This window comes from Tenacibaculum litoreum, assembly GCF_964513915.1.
GTDB lineage: Bacteria > Bacteroidota > Bacteroidia > Flavobacteriales > Flavobacteriaceae > Polaribacter > Polaribacter litoreum.
This window is the reverse complement of the sequence record NZ_CAZEQS010000002.1, coordinates 299,356-316,824: the sequence shown is the minus strand read 5'-3', so window position 1 is coordinate 316,824 and position 17,469 is coordinate 299,356. Positions and strand designations below refer to the sequence as shown.

The window sequence follows — 17,469 nt, the reverse complement described above, 5'->3', positions numbered from 1 at the left end:
ACAAGAGCAACCAAATTTGGTTGCTCTTGTTATTTTATTACAAATTATACTTCACTGTAAACATAGCTATTCTGGGTTGAATTACATACGAAGAATTACTCACATAAATATCATTACTGCTATTCTGGTTCAACCCTGTTGAATTTAAAAGGTTAGTAACTCCAACTTTATATTCCCATTTACTATCTTTTTTCTGATACGTAAAGTCTGCCTTTAAAAAACCATAACTATCAATTGTTTCTCCATTATTTAGCACTCTATTATACACATACTTTGATGTAAAAATAAATTCTTTTAAGAAAAAAGCGTCAACGTTTATATACGGACTATGTGTTGTAAAAGTATTTTCAACTCCTCCAATATCTGAGTTATTAATAGACACGTTATAACCAACATCAAAATTCGGAGCTTCTTTAAAGTTTGTACTAAATTTAGAGGTATAGCTTTGTGAAAATGTTTTCGCTAATCGATTTTTTGTTTCCCCAGTTTGACGATCGGTAATTAAACTATTCGATTTTCCATAAGACACATTACCTCCTAATCGTAACTTAAATTTTCTAAAACTCTTTTGAAAATTTGCCCTTGCAGAAATAGACTCATCAGGAAAAGCAGAGTTTACCGAAGTTCTTACTTGGTTAACATCAATAAACTCTGTATTACTCTTAATTTCTTTAATACGTTTACTATAGTTAATTGTCCCAAAAACATTGGTATAATTAAACATATTAAAACTAAAATAATTCAAATTTATATTATGGTATAATGAGTTATCAAGAGTTCTATTTCCTGAATATAGACTATTATAATTATTAAAAACATAACCTTCCGCTAATTTATTTACATCAGTAAAACTAGTTTGCATGGCATAGTTTAAACGTAGTGTCTCTGATTTTTTTAAGTTAATTTTTACCGAAGCATCTGGTAACAACTTGATAAAGTTATCTTCATAAACAGAACCTAACTGCGTGTTTTTTGACACGTAGTTATGTAATGTAAAACCTTGATTAAAGGTAAAAATACCTGTTATGAATTTATAATGTAAGCCCATATACAAATCATCAAAAGAAAAATCTACATCATTACCTGTATTTGGCTCAGTAATTTCATTTTTATTTCCTTCTAAAATTTCAAAAATAGTAGAGTTAAATTGTTGATTACTTAAGGTCGCTCCAAAAGTCATATTTAAATTACTCTTAGAATTTAACACATAATAGTAATCTAATTTTGCATCTAACTTGTTTGTTTTTATTCTTTTATTCTGACTTACATTAAATAAATTATGATCCCCCGGATTTGGATTAACATTGGTCAACGATAATAGGTTATAAAAAGATAATTTTTCTAGTTCAGCATTGTAAAATGGATCTTCATTTTGCCATAAATGTTGCGCCTCAAAAGCAAAAATATTTTTATCATTTAAGGTATAATAATAATTTAAGTTTTGATTAATTGAAAACGGACTTTGCTCTGAAACTTGATGAATAGGCACTACCTCATCATCTGCATTTAAATATGTCCTTGATGATAATGTTGTTTGTAGTTGCTGTTGCTTTGAAACCTTAGCAAAAATATCATAATCAAGTTGATTGTTTGCGTTTGGCTTAAAACTTGAGCTTATTTTAAACAAACCTAAATCACTTTTTTGATTTGTTACATCTTGTGTTTGTTCGGTATCAATATACTTTATTGAAGACGGATTATTCTCATCATATGGAGGCAAGTTATTTATATCAACTCCAGCATTTGAGTACATACGCTCTGTAGTTTCCTCCATATCTGTTTCATTTCCTGAATAGATAGCAAATCCACTAATATCCCAAGTTTTCTTTGGAGAATAACTAAAGTTTAAAGCACCAAATTTTGATTCAATCTCTTTCGCTCTATTATTTCTTAAAGTTAAGAAAGCAATATCATTAGAACCTACATTAAAGTTTGTTCCGTTATTATCTCCAAACTGTCTAAAGCCTCCTGTAAACTTAAAATAATCTCTCATTGTAAAAGGCACTTCTCCAATATTGTTTACATCAGTTATAATGTTTAAACTATACTTAGGGCTATAATAAAATAACTTTGGATGTGCTATATACCGACTATCTTCCATACCTAACCCTAAACCAGCAGCAACTTCTCCAAACCAAAAGTTCTTTTTTCCTTCTTTTAATTTAATATTTATAACAACGTTATCCTCATTGTCAGTAACACGACTCATTTGCCCTACTTCACTATGATTTTTAAGTACTTGAACTTTATCTACCGCATTTGCGGGAATATTTTTAGTAGCTAATTTAGAATCTCCATCAAAAAAATCCTTTCCTTCAACCATCACCTTTTTTACAGTCTTCCCTTCAACTTCAATTTCACCATCATCATTTACTTCAACTCCAGGTAATTTTTGAAGTACGTCTCCTAATTTTTTTTCCGTTCCACTTTTAAAACTATCCGCATCATATACAATTGTATCACCTTTTACCGTAACTGGCATTTTATAAGTGATATTTACTTCATCTAAACTGTTATCTTCTTCTAAAGTAAGATCTTTAAACAAATTACTATCTTTCGTCTCTACATTAACTTCTGCTGTTTTTAAACCTATATAACTTACCTTTATACTGTAGGTAGCATTTTGAGCTAAATTTAATTTATAATTCCCCTTTGCATCAGTGAATCCGTAGGAATCTAACTTTTTGGTAGCTTTGTTAATAGCAATTACGTTTGCCATTTCAAGCGGAGTTCCTATACTATCTTTCACAACTCCTTTTAGTGTAATTTGGGCATTAACAGCCCAGGTAGCTATGCAAATAGCTATGAATAATATTTTTTTCATTACATGATTTTATTATTAAGTAAGTGGCTTTTTTAAACTATAGCACACTAATACTATAAATAAGAGATAGGATTTAAGTTTAATACAATAATGACTACCCTTGTATCTCTATACTAAAAGAGTTTCCGTCTTTACTTTTTCGTTTGTTTTTGAAACGCTCCATCATATCCTTCGTATGTTCATCCATTATGTTATCAAATTCTTTTTGAGTAACCTTCTTCCCCTTAGTAGGCTCTTTTATTTCTATTTTTTCTGACGGATTTAAAACGATTTCAGTACAAACAATTGTTTGTTTTCCATCTTGTACTTCTAAGATCAACCCTGGCAAACCCCAAAACTGTCCTGGACCATTACTAATAGGAATTTCAGGAGTATACCATGCCACAGTTTCAATAGTTACTTCTTCTTTCTTTTCTTCTGTTTCTCCATCAGTCATAGACATTGAAGTTCTGGTTTCTTTTCTAGTTTTAGTAGCTTTATAACAGGTATAGTTTCCTATATTTTTTGTTTCTCCTGTCATTTTCCAATCAAAGCTCTCTAACTTGTCTTTTATTAAAAAACGTTTACCACTTATTTCTGTTTTATTTACATATCTTTTATCCTTTATGTTTTTGTACAAAACATCAGTTCCACCTCCACTTCCCATTACTTGAATTTGCACTCCTCCTACTTGAGCTTGTGGTGAAGAAAGCTTTTTGTTTTGTTTATATGTAGAAGTTGACTTATTAAAATTTAACGTATATGTTTGCTGAAACTGCTTCATTAATTGTGCTTGCAATTTTTTTTGCATTTCAGAGTTTGGTACTCCTTTTTTATCCCCTATTTTAAGGTCAATTTTTCGATGTGTCTTGTAAGTAGCTTTTCCTTGAAAACTTTGTGAAAACATTGATGCACTTAGTAACAATATTAATAATGTGATATTTCTCATTTCTTTAGTTTTATATTCAACACTACAAATATGCTTAGCTATATTATCTTTTTGAGTTAATGAGTGTTAACGAGTGTTAACCGTGTTTTTTATTCACTTTAACACTTTATCTTTGAAACATGAATACAAAAAAACACCGCTGGATATTATATTTAATTAGCGCTACAATTGTTGTTACAATTCTGATACAGTTTTATTGGAATTACAAAAACTACCAACAAAACAAGCAACGTGTTATAAATGAAATTCAATTAAGTTTAGATAATGCTGTTGAAGAGTATTACGCTGCTTTAACTAAGCAAAACTTTTTTGCAATAGTAGAAGCTGACAAAACAACTTCAAAAAACAACCTTAACGACCAAAACATTTGGAAAGAAGTTTTTTCTTCTCAAGTTGAGAAAAAAAAGGACAGTATACAGTTTAAAATTTCTTCTTTTGATATTAAAACTGACAACCCGAAAGAGTTTAAAGAGATGAACTCTTATTTTGTTGATTCACTTCTTAATGATATGAGGCATGAGATTAACGACTCCACTTCTAAAAAGTATTCTAAAATCACCCAGATTACTCAATTTAATAAAGATCATACATCTGGTATTCATCTTGATTCTTCAAGAATTAAAGAAGTAAAAGTCTTTAAGGGTAAGAGAGCTACTGATAGCTTAAAATTAATAAAAGGATTACAAACCATTTTTATTTCTGTTCAAAATGATTCTTTAGATCATGTGAAACTGGATTCAATTATAAAAAAGCAATTAACAACTAAAGGTATTTCAACTTCTTTTTACTTAAATCACTTTAAACATGATACCCTTTTTTACTCATCAAAAAAAGAAGAAGCACCTACACTAAACCTACAAAGCGATGCTAAGTCTACTTATGTTAAAAGTGATGAAAAGCTAACCTTATTATATGAGAACCCGTCAAGTGAAATTCTTAAACGAAGTTCGACAGGAATTATACTATCTCTTTTACTTTCATTGGCTGTTATTACAAGTCTATTTTACTTATTAAAAGTCATCAATCAACAAAAAGAACTTGCTGAAATTAAAAACGATTTAATTAGCAACATTACTCACGAATTCAAAACACCGATAACTACCGTTTCAACTGCACTAGAAGCTATTAATAATTTTAATGCTATAGATGATAAAGAAAAAACTAAAAAATATATTTCTATTTCATCTGTACAGATAGAAAAACTTCATTTAATGGTGGAAAAATTATTAGAAACAGCTACACTTGATAGTGAAAAATTACTTTTAAAGAAAGAACCCGTCAATTTAGTTGAATTGATAGAAAACAACGCTAAAAAACATCAGTTTACCAACTCAGAAAAAACAATTCAATTCTCATCAAACAAACATGAAATAGTCACAGATATTGATGTATTTCACTTTGAGAATGCCATTTCAAACTTATTGGATAATGCTATCAAATATGGCGGAAACAAAATAGAGGTACACATTAACCAAGTATTAAACGCTATTGAAATAACTATTGCTGATGACGGTAAAGGAATTGACAAAAATCAACAAGAAAAGATATTCGATAAGTTTTATCGTATTCCTAAAGGGAACACTCATGACGTAAAAGGTTTTGGAATTGGCTTATATTATACCAAAAAGATTATTGAAAAACATGGTGGTGTTATATCCTTAACTTCAAAACCGAATAATACCCTTTTTAAAATTGTTTTAAATGATGAGTAAAATTATTACAGTGCTGTTAGCTGAAGACGAACCTAGCTTAGGACAAATTGTAAAAGAAAGTTTAGAAACTAGAAATTTTGAAGTATTTCATGCACTTAATGGTGAAGAAGCTTATGAAATTTACCAAACTAACTCACCTGACATTTTGGTTTTAGATGTAATGATGCCTAAAAAAGATGGCTTTACTCTTGCTAAAGAAATACGACAGGAAAACAAACACCTTCCTATTATTTTTTTAACTGCAAAATCACAAGCTAAAGATGTTGTTGAAGGTTTTGAACACGGTGGAAACGACTATCTTAAAAAACCCTTCTCCATGGAAGAATTGATTATTCGTATTAATGCACTATTGGATAGAATTGAGTTAAGAAGGAACTACGATGCAATTAACATTGGTAATTATATTTTTAATTACACCAAACAAGTTTTGTCTTTTAATGGTGAGATTAAAAAATTAACACATCGAGAATCAGAATTACTGTTTCATTTATCACAAAGAAAAAATGAAATTTTAGACAGATCTTTTATCTTGAAAAAGCTATGGGGAGATGACGATTTTTTTAATGCTCGAAGTATGGATGTCTTTATTTCTAAATTAAGAAAGAAGTTAAAACATGATGAAAATATTCAAATTGTAAACGTAAGAGGTTATGGCTATAAATTGATCTGTTAAATTGTTTATGAATTCCTTTTTTTATGTAATTTTACCGTCCCCTAATCTGGCAGTGCCAGCAATATTAAAAAACATTTTACACAGACAATTATTATGCACGTAGCAATTGCCGGGAACATTGGCGCGGGTAAAACCACTTTAACAAAATTATTAGCAAAACACTATAATTGGGAAGCTCATTTTGAATCAGTTGATGAAAATCCATACTTAGACGATTTCTATGCTGAAATGGAACGTTGGTCTTTTAATTTACAAGTTTACTTTTTAAATAGTCGTTTTCGCCAAGTGTTAGAGCTACGTAAATCTGGTAAAAAAATAATTCAAGATAGAACTATTTACGAAGACGCTCATATTTTTGCTCCCAACTTACATGCTATGGGGCTTATGACTAACCGAGATTTCAGTAATTATTCTTCGTTATTTGAATTGATGGAAAATTTAGTAACACCACCAGATTTATTAATTTATTTACGTGCAGATATTTCTACATTAGTAGGTCAAATTCATAAACGTGGTAGAGAATACGAAAACTCTATTAGTATTGATTACTTAAGCAGATTAAATGAACGTTATGAAGCTTGGATTAGTCAGTACACCAAAGGTAAATTATTAATTATTGATGTTGATAATTTAGACTTTGTCGACAATCAAGAAGATTTAGGTTATGTCATTGACCGAATAGATGCTCAAATAAACGGATTATTTTAAGCATTAAAACTTAATACAATAATAAATAAACCCTTTGTTTTCTAACATGAGAACAAAGGGTTTGCTATTACCTCCAATACTTTATAATTTCCTTCTTAGGTCAAGCTTATTACTACTTCTCAAAGAGTGTTATAATTTTAAAATTGTACCTCCCTTTTTTATAAATAGTCACATAGTCACCTTACTTTTTCTTATCAAATAGCTAATATTTGTGACAACTTATTTAAAAAAAAGCCTATTAACCTCTATTAGTTTAATCATTTACGGGTAACTGAAAATGTAATTTTTAAACTTAAAAAAATAGAGTAAGCAATTAACCTAAAATAAATAATCATGAAAAAAACATTTTTTCCTGTTGAAGAAATTGAAAAATTTTCAATCTTTCAAATAAACAACTTAAATACCATTAAAGGGGGAACTATTCAAACTTCTGCTAGTTATTCAGCAATTGTTGATCCAGATGAAGATGATAATGTTATTATAGCAAAACGTTTATCTCCTGAATCCTCTCTATTAGTTCCAAGTCTTAATCCTTAAAATAAACATCACAATATTAATTATTCTCATACTCAACCATACATTAAACAAAATGAGTATGAATATAATTTTTTCACAGGCAGCTGAAAATGTGATTTTAAACTAAAAAATAGAGTAAGCAATTAACTTAAAATTAATAATCATGAAAAAAACATTTTTTTTACCAAAAGGATTGGAAAAGTTTTCAAACTTACAAACTAACAATTTAGGCCTTATTAAAGGAGGTGCTATTTATGTTGAAGAAGAAATTTATTATCCTACTAGTGGTGGTGGAAGAGTATGCCCTGACGGATTAGTTTGGAGTGACAAACTACAAAAATGTGTAGGAATTATAGAAGTTGAAGCTGAAAAAGAGGTCTTTAAATTATAGAATAACTTTATAAAATCTTCTCAAGGAAATTGTACTTCTGTATAATTTCCTTGTTTTAATCAATATTTTTCAAATTATGAATTTTAATTCTTTAGCCATAAAAATTGCTAGTAGGTGTAACCTTAATTGCTCATACTGCTTCATGTATAATCTTGGAGATACTACTTACAAAAGCCAGCCAAAGTTTATGTCTACAGAAGTAGTTGATAATATCATTGAAAAAACGAAAAACTATATAAAAAAATATCAGAAAAAAGAATTTTCTTTTATTTTTCATGGAGGTGAACCTCTACTTGCTTCCAAAGATTTTTTCATAAATTTTATAAACAAGGTAAAAGAAATACAAAACGAGCTTACTGACGTTTCTTTTTCATACGACTTGCAAACAAATGGCGTCCTTTTAGATAAAAATTGGATAGAGCTATTTAAAAAATTAAACATTTACCCTAGTGTAAGTATTGACGGCACAAAAAAAGCACACGATATGTATCGAGTAGACCATAAAGGAAATGGTAGCTACGATACCGTTTTTGATAGTATTAAGTTATTAAAAAATGAAATGAATTTTGCTGATATCGCTTGTGTTATTAACATTGAAGAAAGTCCAAAAGAAATTTATGATAGCTTCAAGAAAATGAATGTTAGCTATGTAAATTTTTTAATTCCCGATTACACACACGACAATTTTCCTTTCGACAAAGACAAAACCTTAATGGCTGATTGGTTAATTAATTTATTTGATATTTGGATTGGCGACTCTAAAAGATTTAAAATTCCACTATTTTTAGGCCTACTAAACTCTCTTATGAGAGTTAATGAAAAAGCAAAAAACGAATCAACTGTTTTAGTTATAGAAACAAATGGAGAAATCGAGGCTATTGACTCTCTAAAAGCTTGTGGTAATGGTTTTACAAAAACGGGACTAAATATTAAAGAAAATAGTTTTCAAGATATACAGCATACATCTTTGGGTAAACTATATTTTAATGATTTTAATACTAAGCTTTGTAAACAATGCTTGGAATGCCCATTAAATGAAATTTGTAAAGGAGGCAGATTAGTTCATCGTTATAGCAAAAAAAGCGGTTTCAATAACCCTTCTGTTTACTGTAACGATCTAATCAAACTGATAGCTCATATACAAAAGTTTTTCATGTCATGTTATCCTGAATTACACGAAAAAGAAAATATAGAACCTATAAAACCTAAGGAAATCACAAATTATCTTTCTGCTTTTTATAAAAACACGAACTCTCCTTACAAAGAAGAATTGGAGTCTTTTTCTAAAGAAGATAAAGTGTTTGTTGTCTAAATATCTTAGACCATTACTCTTTTAAACTCACTTAATAGAATAGCTGTTGCAGTAGCTACGTTTAAGCTTTCAGTTTGTTGTAAATCTCCAAACCTAGGAATAGTTACACTGTTTTTTACAATTTCTGCAATTTCAGATGAAATACCATTTGCCTCATTTCCCATTACTAAAATAGCCTTTTGAGGTAATGAGGTCGTATATACATTATCACCATGCATATCTGCAGTATAAATAGGTAGTGAAGTATTCTTTAAAAACTCTGATAAATCAACATATGAAACATGAACTCTTGTTAGCGACCCCATTGTAGATTGCACCACCTTTTGATTATAACAATCAACCGTGTTTTTAGAACACACCAACTCAGAAACACCAAACCAATCACATAAACGAATAATTGTTCCTAGATTTCCTGGGTCGTTTATACCATCTAATGCGACCAAAAAGTTACTTTTATTAATTTCTTCTTCTTTTGGAATTTTAAACACTCCTAATACTTTATTTGGTGTTTTTAGAGTACTGATCTTTTTTAATTCGTTTTCAGAGATTAAAGTAATTTCTATATTTTTATTGGAAATAAATGACTCATCTGTAACATATAATTGTTCTAGTTCCAAGGAAGAATTTAGCAGTTCTTTAACCACCTTTACCCCTTCTGCAACAAATAATTGATACTTTTGTCTATACTTTTTTTGCTGTAAACTAGTTATTAACTTTATATTGTTTTTAGATAAACTCATTAAATTATTTTTAACACTCTAAAACCACTAAAAAATAGTATTTTTGATTCTTAATACGAGGCGTAAAGTTAATGAAAAAACTTTCTTTCTTCTTTTTATTAGTAGTCTTATTCAGCTCATGTAGCACGATTAAATATGTTAAAGAAAACGAGTTATTGCTAGCCAAAAACACGGTATATATTGACAGTGTAAAAAACTCAAGTGAAAACATCTCTGAATTACTATTACAACGTCCTAATGCTAAGGCTCTGGGTATGCCTTTATCATTACATTTTTATAATTTAGGAAATCCTGAAGCACCAAAAACACCAAGTGAATGGGCTAAAAAAAATCCAAAAACCTATAATTTTTATAAGAATATATTTTCAGAGAAACAAAGTATTGCTGTAGCTAAAACATTTATTGGTTTTAATAATTGGTTTTTAACTAGTGGACAAGCTCCCATTATAATTGATGATAAAAAAACTAACAGAACTGTAGATAATTTAAAAGCTTATTTCCAAACTGAAGGATACTTTAGAGCAAAAGTTTCCTCAAAAAAAGACACTATAGGTAAAAGGAAAGGAGAAATTAGTTATCATATTACAAAAGGAAATCCTTCTTACCTTGACACTATAAAAACCTTTATTACATCGCCAGTTTTAGACTCTCTATACCAGCTTACAAAAAACAAAAGCTACTTAAAGTCTGGAGATCATTATAAAAATGACAACTTCATAAAAGAAGCTAATCGACTTGTAAAACTTTTTAGAAATAAAGGAATATACCAATTCAATGAAAATTATATTTCATTTGAAAATGACACTTTAAAAAATTATGAAAAAACTGATGTAGATATTAATATTTCTGATAAAACAGTTCCTTTTCAAATTCAAAAATTAAAGAAAGTAAATGTTTTTACTGATTACACTTATAGTACTAGAAACTCTAAACATAAGGATACTACCTCTTACGAAGGAATTAACTTTTATGCTCTTCGAAAGTTAAAATACAACCCTAAGTATTTATCTCAATCTATATTTATAAAACCAAATACTGTTTACAGTGATTCGCTAAGAAATTTAACTCGTACACATTTAAGAGGACTGAAAAATTTCAAAGCCACTTCTATTCGATATAATGAACTAAGTGAAAATGAATTAGAAGCCAATGTATATTTAACTCCTATTGAAAAATATACGTTAGGTTTTGAAACTGAGTTATCACGTTCAAACATTCGTAATTTTGATGTTTCTTTAAAATTTTCATTAACGAATAGAAATACCTTTAAAGGTGCTGAACTTTTTAAATTATCAACTTTTGGTTCTTATTTTAACTCAAACAATGGACCTGGTTGGGAAATTGGTTCTGATATTTCATTAGAAGTACCTCGCTTCATGGCTCCTTTCGGGCTAAATAAACTAGTACCTAAAAGAATGTTTCCAAGAACTAAATTTTATTCAGGGATTGGAATTCAAAAAAATATTGGTTTAGACAAACAAAACATATCTGTTGGAATAGATTATAAATGGGACTATGACAAGAAAAAGTCTATTCAACTAGAACTTTTAAATACCCAGTATATTAGAAACCTAAATGTTGATAATTATTTTTCAATTTATAATTCAGAATATCGAAAATTAGCTGAAGTTGCTGAAATTTATGACCCATCATATACTTTTCCTGACAACACACCTAGTAGCTCTAATGAGATAATTAGTTTTGTCTCAAATGTGCTTACTGATACCGATTTTGCAGCTTCAAACCCTAATGAGTTTCAAAATGTTTTAAACCTTGCTAACAGATATAATATTGTAACTTCTGACTTTTTAATTCCTGAGATAGCCTACGGCTATACCTACAATAACCAAGAAAGCATTAAGGATGCTAGTTTTTCTTTCTTTAAGATTCGAATAGCTAATTCAGGAAATATTATGGGACTTTTATCTAAAAAGACAAATAACTCAGGACAAAAAACTGTATTCAAAATCCCTATCGCTCAATACTTTAAAACGGATATCGAATACAAAAAATATTGGGATTTAGGTGATAACAATGTATTAGCACACAGAACTTTTCTTGGAGCTATTTTTACTTACGATAATTCTGGTGTTCCTTTTTCTCGTAGTTATTTTGCAGGAGGTTCTAACGATATACGCGCCTGGAGAACATACGACTTAGGCCCTGGTACACGAGCTCCTGTTCTTGAATATAATATAGGTAGTTTAAAGTTTTTAACTAGTTTCGAGTACCGTTTTGACGTTTTTGGCTCTTTAAAATCTGCCTTATTTGTAGATGCAGGAAATATTTGGGATATAACCAATACGGAATTTGTTGATGACCCAGCTAAATTTAATGGTTTCAAATCGTTAAAAGATATAGCTGTTGGTGCTGGTTTTGGACTTCGCTATGACTTTAAATTCTTAATTGCAAGATTAGATTTAGGGTTCAAAGCACACGAACCATACCTAACTAATAATAAGTGGTTTCAAAACTTCAATTTCTCTAACTCTGTACTAAACATAGGTATTAATTACCCCTTTTAACAAAGTACTTTCTGTTAAAAATTTATCGCAACTTGTATAAAAAAGTGTAGATTTGTTCCATAATTTATGTAACACACTACTAAACAAATAAAAAATGATTAAACCTGGAGTTGCCACCGGAAAAGAAGTTCAAGAGATTTTTGAATTAGCAAAACAAAAAGGCTTTGCTTTACCAGCTGTTAATGTTGTAGGATCAAACACAATTAATACGGTTTTAGAAACAGCTAAAGAACTTAACTCGCCTGTAATAATCCAGTTCTCTAATGGAGGTGCTCAATTCAATGCAGGTAAAGGCTTATCAAACGATAATGAAAAAGCTGCTATTGCAGGTGCAGTAGCAGGTGCTAAGCATATACATTTATTAGCAGAGGCATATGGCATTCCTGTTATTTTACATACCGATCATGCTGCTAAAAAATTATTACCTTGGATTGATGGTTTATTAGATGCTAGTGAGCAATTTTATAAAGAAACAGGAAAACCTCTATACAGTTCTCACATGATTGATTTAAGTGAGGAACCAATAGAAGAGAATATTGAAATTTGTAAAGAATATCTTGCTCGTATGAGTAAAATGGGGATGACTTTAGAAATTGAATTAGGAATTACTGGAGGAGAAGAAGATGGTGTTGACAATACGGATGTTGATAGCTCTAAATTATATACTCAACCAGAAGAAGTAGCTTATGCTTACGAAGAGTTGATGAAAGTTAGTCCGCAATTTACTATTGCAGCTGCCTTTGGAAATGTTCATGGAGTATATAAACCAGGAAACGTAAAATTAACTCCAAAAATTTTAAAGAACTCACAAGAACACATTTCAGAAAAATATAATGTTCCTCATAATACAATTGACTTTGTTTTCCACGGAGGATCTGGTTCTACTTTAGAAGAAATTCGTGAAGCAATTAGCTACGGAGTTATAAAAATGAATATCGATACCGATTTACAATATGCATTTACTGAAGGTGTTCGTGATTATATGAAAGAAAAATCTGCATATTTGCAATCTCAAATTGGTAACCCTGAAGGTGATGATGTTCCTAACAAGAAATATTACGACCCTCGTAAATGGTTACGCGAAGGAGAACAAACTTTTAAAGCTCGATTAAAGAAAGCTTTTGAAGATTTAAATAATGTAAACACATTATAAAATTCTTTGAAAAAAGAAAAACCAAACAACTAAAGAATAAAAAACTAAATTATGGCTTGGTTTAAACGTACAGACAAAGGGATTCAAACCCCAACAGAAGAAAAAAAAGACACACCTAAAGGCTTGTGGTATAAAACCCCAAGCGGAAAGATAATTGACACTGATGAACTTAAAAGAAACCTATACGTAAGTCCAGAAGATGGATACCATGTACGTATAGGAAGTAAAGAATATTTTGAAATATTTTTTGACGATAATAAGTTCACAGAACTTGATCCAAAGCTATCTGCTAAAGACCCATTAAAATTTGAGGATACTAAAAAGTACCCTGAAAAATTAAAGGCTGCTCAGAAGAAAACAGGATTAAAAGATGCTGCACGTGCTGCTGTTGGTAAATCAATGGGAAAAGATTTAGTAATTGCTTCAATGGATTTTGCTTTTATTGGCGGGTCTATGGGAAGTGTTGTTGGTGAAAAAATAGCAAGAGCTATAGATTATTCTATCAAAAACAATATTCCTTTTTTAATGATTTCTAAATCTGGAGGAGCCCGCATGCAAGAAGCTTTACTTTCTTTAATGCAATTAGCCAAAACTTCTGCAAAACTAGCACAATTAGCAGAAGCTAAAATTCCATACATATCTTTATGTACCGATCCAACTACTGGAGGAACAACAGCTTCATTTGCTATGTTAGGTGATATAAACATTGCTGAACCAAATGCTTTAATTGGATTTGCTGGACCTCGTGTAGTAAAAGATACAACTGGTAAAGATTTACCTGAAGGTTTCCAACGTTCTGAATTTTTATTAGAACACGGTTTCTTAGATGCTATTTACGAACGAAAAGACTTAAAAAAACAGGTAAACTTGTATTTAGATTTAATACAAAATCAACCTGTAAGAGCATAACAAAAAAGCTAGCGTTTGCTAGCTTTTTTGCTTTGTAACTTTTTCATTTCCATTCCAAAAAATAATCGTACATTTGCAACTTCAATGTAAATGCATTGAGTACATAATAATCATTTAAATAATATTGGCATGTATTTAACAAAAGAAGTTAAAGAACAAATCTTCGCAAAACACGGTAAAGGAGCAAATGATACTGGTACTGCAGAAGGTCAAATTGCGTTATTTACGCACAGAATTAACCACTTAACTGAGCACTTAAAGAAAAATCGTAAAGATTTTAACACAGAACGCTCGTTAGTACGTATGGTAGGTAAGCGTAGAAGCTTATTAGATTATCTAAAGAAAAAAGAGATTAATAGATATCGTGCGATTATTAAAGAATTAGGAATTAGAAAATAATTCTACAAGAAAAGAGGCTCTATAAACGTGCCTCTTTTTTATTTTTACATGAAGTTTATTTCTGACTAACAAACAGAAATTTATATATAAAAAGCTCAAAATTACTAACAACAATTTTGATTTTCCATTGGAGCAACAACAACACAACAACAAACAAAAACGAATTAAAATTTAGAAGAATTAATTTATGATTCCAAAAGTATTTAACCAAGTAATAGATCTTGGAGATGGGAGAACCATCACATTAGAAACAGGAAAATTAGCAAAACAAGCAGATGGTTCTGTTGTTGTAAGAATGGGAGATACAATGTTATTAGCAACAGTTGTATCAGCAAGAACTGCAAATCCAGGTATTGACTTTTTACCATTAACGGTAGATTACCGTGAAAAATTTGCCGCTGCGGGTCGTTACCCTGGTGGATTTATGAAGCGTGAAGCACGTCCTTCAAACGAAGAAATCTTAACAATGCGTTTAGTAGACCGTGTATTACGTCCACTATTCCCAAAAGATTACCATGCTGAAACTCAAGTGATGATTCAATTAATGTCTCATGACGAAGAGGTAATGCCAGACGCTTTAGCTGGTTTAGCTGCCTCTGCTGCAATTCAATTATCAGATATTCCTTTTGAAACACCAATTTCGGAAGTACGTGTGGCAAGAATTAACGGAGAGTTTGTTATTAACCCTAGCTATACACAATTACAAGAGGCTGACATTGATATGATGATTGGTGCTTCTGCTGACTCTGTAGCTATGGTAGAAGGTGAAATGAAAGAAATTTCAGAAGAAGAAATGGCTGACGCAATTAAATTTGCACACGAAGCTATTAAAATACAATGTGCTGCTCAAGTTGCTTTAGCTGAAGCTGCAGGTAAAAAAGAAACTCGTGAGTATGAAGGTGAAAGAGAAGATGGAGAATTAGCTCAGAAAATTCACGATGCAGCATATCAAAAATGTTATGATATTGCTAAAAAAGGTACTTCTAAACAAGAAAGAGGTTTAGCTTTTTCTGAAGTTAAAGAAGAAATTACCACAATGTTTACCGAAGAAGAATTAGAAGACTTTGGAGACTTAGTTGGAAAATACTTTAACAAAGCACAAAAAGCTGCAGTTAGAGACTTAACTTTAAACGAAGGTTTACGTTTAGACGGACGTAAAACTACTGATATTAGACCTATTTGGTGTGAAGTAGATTATTTACCAAGAACTCATGGTTCTTCAATCTTTACACGTGGAGAAACTCAAGCATTAGCTACTGTAACTTTAGGTACTTCTAGAGATGCTAACATGGTAGACTCTCCAACATTACAAGGTGAAGAAAAGTTCTACTTACACTACAACTTCCCTCCTTTTTCAACTGGTGAAGCACGTCCTTTAAGAGGAACGTCTCGTCGTGAAATTGGTCACGGAAACTTAGCTCAAAGAGCTTTAAAAGGAATGATTCCTGAAGATTGCCCATACACTGTTCGTATTGTTTCTGAAGTATTAGAATCTAACGGTTCATCTTCAATGGCAACTGTTTGTTCTGGTACTATGGCATTAATGGATGCTGGTGTTCAAATGAAAAAACCAGTTTCAGGTATTGCAATGGGATTAATTTCTGACGGTGATCGTTATGCTGTTTTATCTGATATTTTAGGTGATGAAGATCACTTAGGTGATATGGACTTTAAAGTAACAGGTACTGCAGACGGTATTACTGCTTGTCAAATGGATATTAAGATTAAAGGATTATCTTATGAAATCTTAGTAAACGCATTAAAACAAGCTCGTGATGGTCGTTTACATATCCTAGAAAAATTAACTGATACTATCGCTACTCCAAATGACGATGTTAAATCTCACGCACCTAAAATGGTGAATAGAGTAATTCCTAACGATTTAATTGGAGCGTTTATTGGACCTGGTGGAAAACACATCCAAGAGTTACAAAAAGAAACAGAAACTACTATCGTTATTAACGAAGACCCTGTAACAGAAGAAGGAATTGTTGAGATTTTAGGAACAAACCAAGAAGGTATAGATAAAGTTATAGCTCGTATTGAATCTATGATGTTCAAACCTGAAAAAGGTTCTGTATACGAAGTAAAAGTTATAAAAATATTAGATTTTGGTGCTGTTGTTGAATATACAGAAGCTCCAGGAAACGAAGTTTTATTACACGTTAGCGAGTTAGCTTGGGAACGTACAAACAACGTTACAGATGTAGTAAACATTGGTGATGTTATTGACGTAAAGTACTTTGGTGTTGACCCTAAAACTCGTAAAGAGAAAGTTTCTCGTAAGGCATTATTACCTAAACCTGAAGGTTATGTGGCTAGACCACCAAGAGATAATAATAGAGACAATAGAGGAGGTCGTGATAACCGTAACCGCGATAATCGTCGTGATGACAGAAAACCTAGACAAGATAAAAAAGAATCTTAAGACTCTATTTTAGATAAAAAAAAGCAACCTTAAAAGGTTGCTTTTTTATTTTTATATACTTCTTTAAATGAAGAAAGGCTGCTAAAATTAGCAGCCTTTAACTTAGAGTTGTTTCAGATCATTCCCCAATAATCATATAAAAATCTTACTCTATAAAGAAATCCACTACTATAACAAGTGAAAAATAAAATACCCTACCTTTTTTTGAAAAATTTATTTAAATAAAAAATCTTTTTTTAGCTTTTCTTTTT

At 30.6% G+C, this 17,469-nt stretch carries 14 protein-coding genes; 11 read left to right on the top strand and 3 right to left on the bottom strand.

Features of this window, described 5'->3' with window-relative positions; all coding sequences use genetic code 11:
* Positions 1-37: 37 nt before the first annotated feature.
* Both ACKTTR_RS02725 and ACKTTR_RS02720 read right to left on the bottom strand, forming a co-directional pair.
* Positions 38-2,824 carry a carboxypeptidase regulatory-like domain-containing protein gene (locus ACKTTR_RS02725; RefSeq protein WP_408026412.1) on the bottom strand — a complete coding sequence of 929 codons (2,787 nt, stop codon included), beginning with the start codon at positions 2,822-2,824 and terminating at the stop codon, positions 38-40.
* A gap of 94 nt (positions 2,825-2,918) precedes the next feature.
* Entirely contained in the window at positions 2,919-3,752 is an 834-nt protein-coding gene (locus ACKTTR_RS02720) for a GLPGLI family protein (protein WP_408026411.1), read from the bottom strand.
* A 119-nt stretch (positions 3,753-3,871) separates the two neighbouring features.
* Here ACKTTR_RS02720 and ACKTTR_RS02715 point away from each other — a divergent pair, with 119 nt between their 5' ends.
* The 6 genes from ACKTTR_RS02715 to ACKTTR_RS02690 all read left to right on the top strand — a co-directional run bounded on the left by ACKTTR_RS02715 (position 3,872) and on the right by ACKTTR_RS02690 (position 9,064).
* On the top strand, positions 3,872-5,464 hold the full coding sequence (locus ACKTTR_RS02715) for a sensor histidine kinase (protein WP_408026410.1): 1,593 nt from the start codon (positions 3,872-3,874) through the stop codon (positions 5,462-5,464).
* Complete coding sequence (locus ACKTTR_RS02710; RefSeq protein WP_408026993.1) at positions 5,457-6,137, top strand: response regulator transcription factor; 681 nt, start codon at positions 5,457-5,459, stop codon at positions 6,135-6,137. The genes ACKTTR_RS02715 and ACKTTR_RS02710 overlap by 8 nt, the downstream gene beginning before the upstream one ends.
* Before the next feature lie 93 nt (positions 6,138-6,230).
* Positions 6,231-6,845, top strand: a complete 615-nt coding sequence (locus tag ACKTTR_RS02705) for a deoxynucleoside kinase (RefSeq protein WP_408026409.1) — start codon at positions 6,231-6,233, stop codon at positions 6,843-6,845.
* A 333-nt stretch (positions 6,846-7,178) separates the two neighbouring features.
* Entirely contained in the window at positions 7,179-7,382 is a 204-nt protein-coding gene (locus ACKTTR_RS02700) for a hypothetical protein (protein WP_408026408.1), read from the top strand.
* Between the two features lie 142 nt (positions 7,383-7,524).
* On the top strand, positions 7,525-7,752 hold the full coding sequence (locus tag ACKTTR_RS02695; RefSeq protein WP_408026407.1) for a hypothetical protein: 228 nt from the start codon (positions 7,525-7,527) through the stop codon (positions 7,750-7,752).
* Between the two features lie 76 nt (positions 7,753-7,828).
* Complete coding sequence (locus tag ACKTTR_RS02690) at positions 7,829-9,064, top strand: radical SAM protein (protein WP_408026406.1); 1,236 nt, start codon at positions 7,829-7,831, stop codon at positions 9,062-9,064.
* A 5-nt stretch (positions 9,065-9,069) separates the two neighbouring features.
* Here ACKTTR_RS02690 and ACKTTR_RS02685 read toward each other — a convergent pair whose 3' ends face one another.
* Positions 9,070-9,804 carry a TrmH family RNA methyltransferase gene (locus ACKTTR_RS02685; RefSeq protein ID WP_408026405.1) on the bottom strand — a complete coding sequence of 245 codons (735 nt, stop codon included), beginning with the start codon at positions 9,802-9,804 and terminating at the stop codon, positions 9,070-9,072.
* A 71-nt stretch (positions 9,805-9,875) separates the two neighbouring features.
* On the opposite strand from ACKTTR_RS02685, the gene tamL reads away from it, so the two are divergent.
* The 5 genes from tamL to ACKTTR_RS02660 all read left to right on the top strand — a co-directional run bounded on the left by tamL (position 9,876) and on the right by ACKTTR_RS02660 (position 17,218).
* Entirely contained in the window at positions 9,876-12,329 is a 2,454-nt protein-coding gene (tamL, locus tag ACKTTR_RS02680) for a translocation and assembly module lipoprotein TamL (RefSeq protein ID WP_408026404.1), read from the top strand.
* Positions 12,330-12,423: 94 nt separating this feature from the next.
* A complete protein-coding gene (fbaA, locus tag ACKTTR_RS02675) occupies positions 12,424-13,482 on the top strand; it encodes a class II fructose-bisphosphate aldolase (RefSeq protein ID WP_408026403.1) in 1,059 nt (352 codons plus the stop codon).
* A 51-nt stretch (positions 13,483-13,533) separates the two neighbouring features.
* Positions 13,534-14,391, top strand: a complete 858-nt coding sequence (gene accD / locus ACKTTR_RS02670) for an acetyl-CoA carboxylase, carboxyltransferase subunit beta (protein ID WP_408024470.1) — start codon at positions 13,534-13,536, stop codon at positions 14,389-14,391.
* Positions 14,392-14,520: 129 nt separating this feature from the next.
* Positions 14,521-14,790, top strand: a complete 270-nt coding sequence (gene rpsO / locus ACKTTR_RS02665) for a 30S ribosomal protein S15 (RefSeq protein ID WP_047788611.1) — start codon at positions 14,521-14,523, stop codon at positions 14,788-14,790.
* Positions 14,791-14,977: 187 nt separating this feature from the next.
* Positions 14,978-17,218 carry a polyribonucleotide nucleotidyltransferase gene (locus ACKTTR_RS02660; protein WP_408026402.1) on the top strand — a complete coding sequence of 747 codons (2,241 nt, stop codon included), beginning with the start codon at positions 14,978-14,980 and terminating at the stop codon, positions 17,216-17,218.
* Positions 17,219-17,469 lie beyond the last annotated feature (251 nt).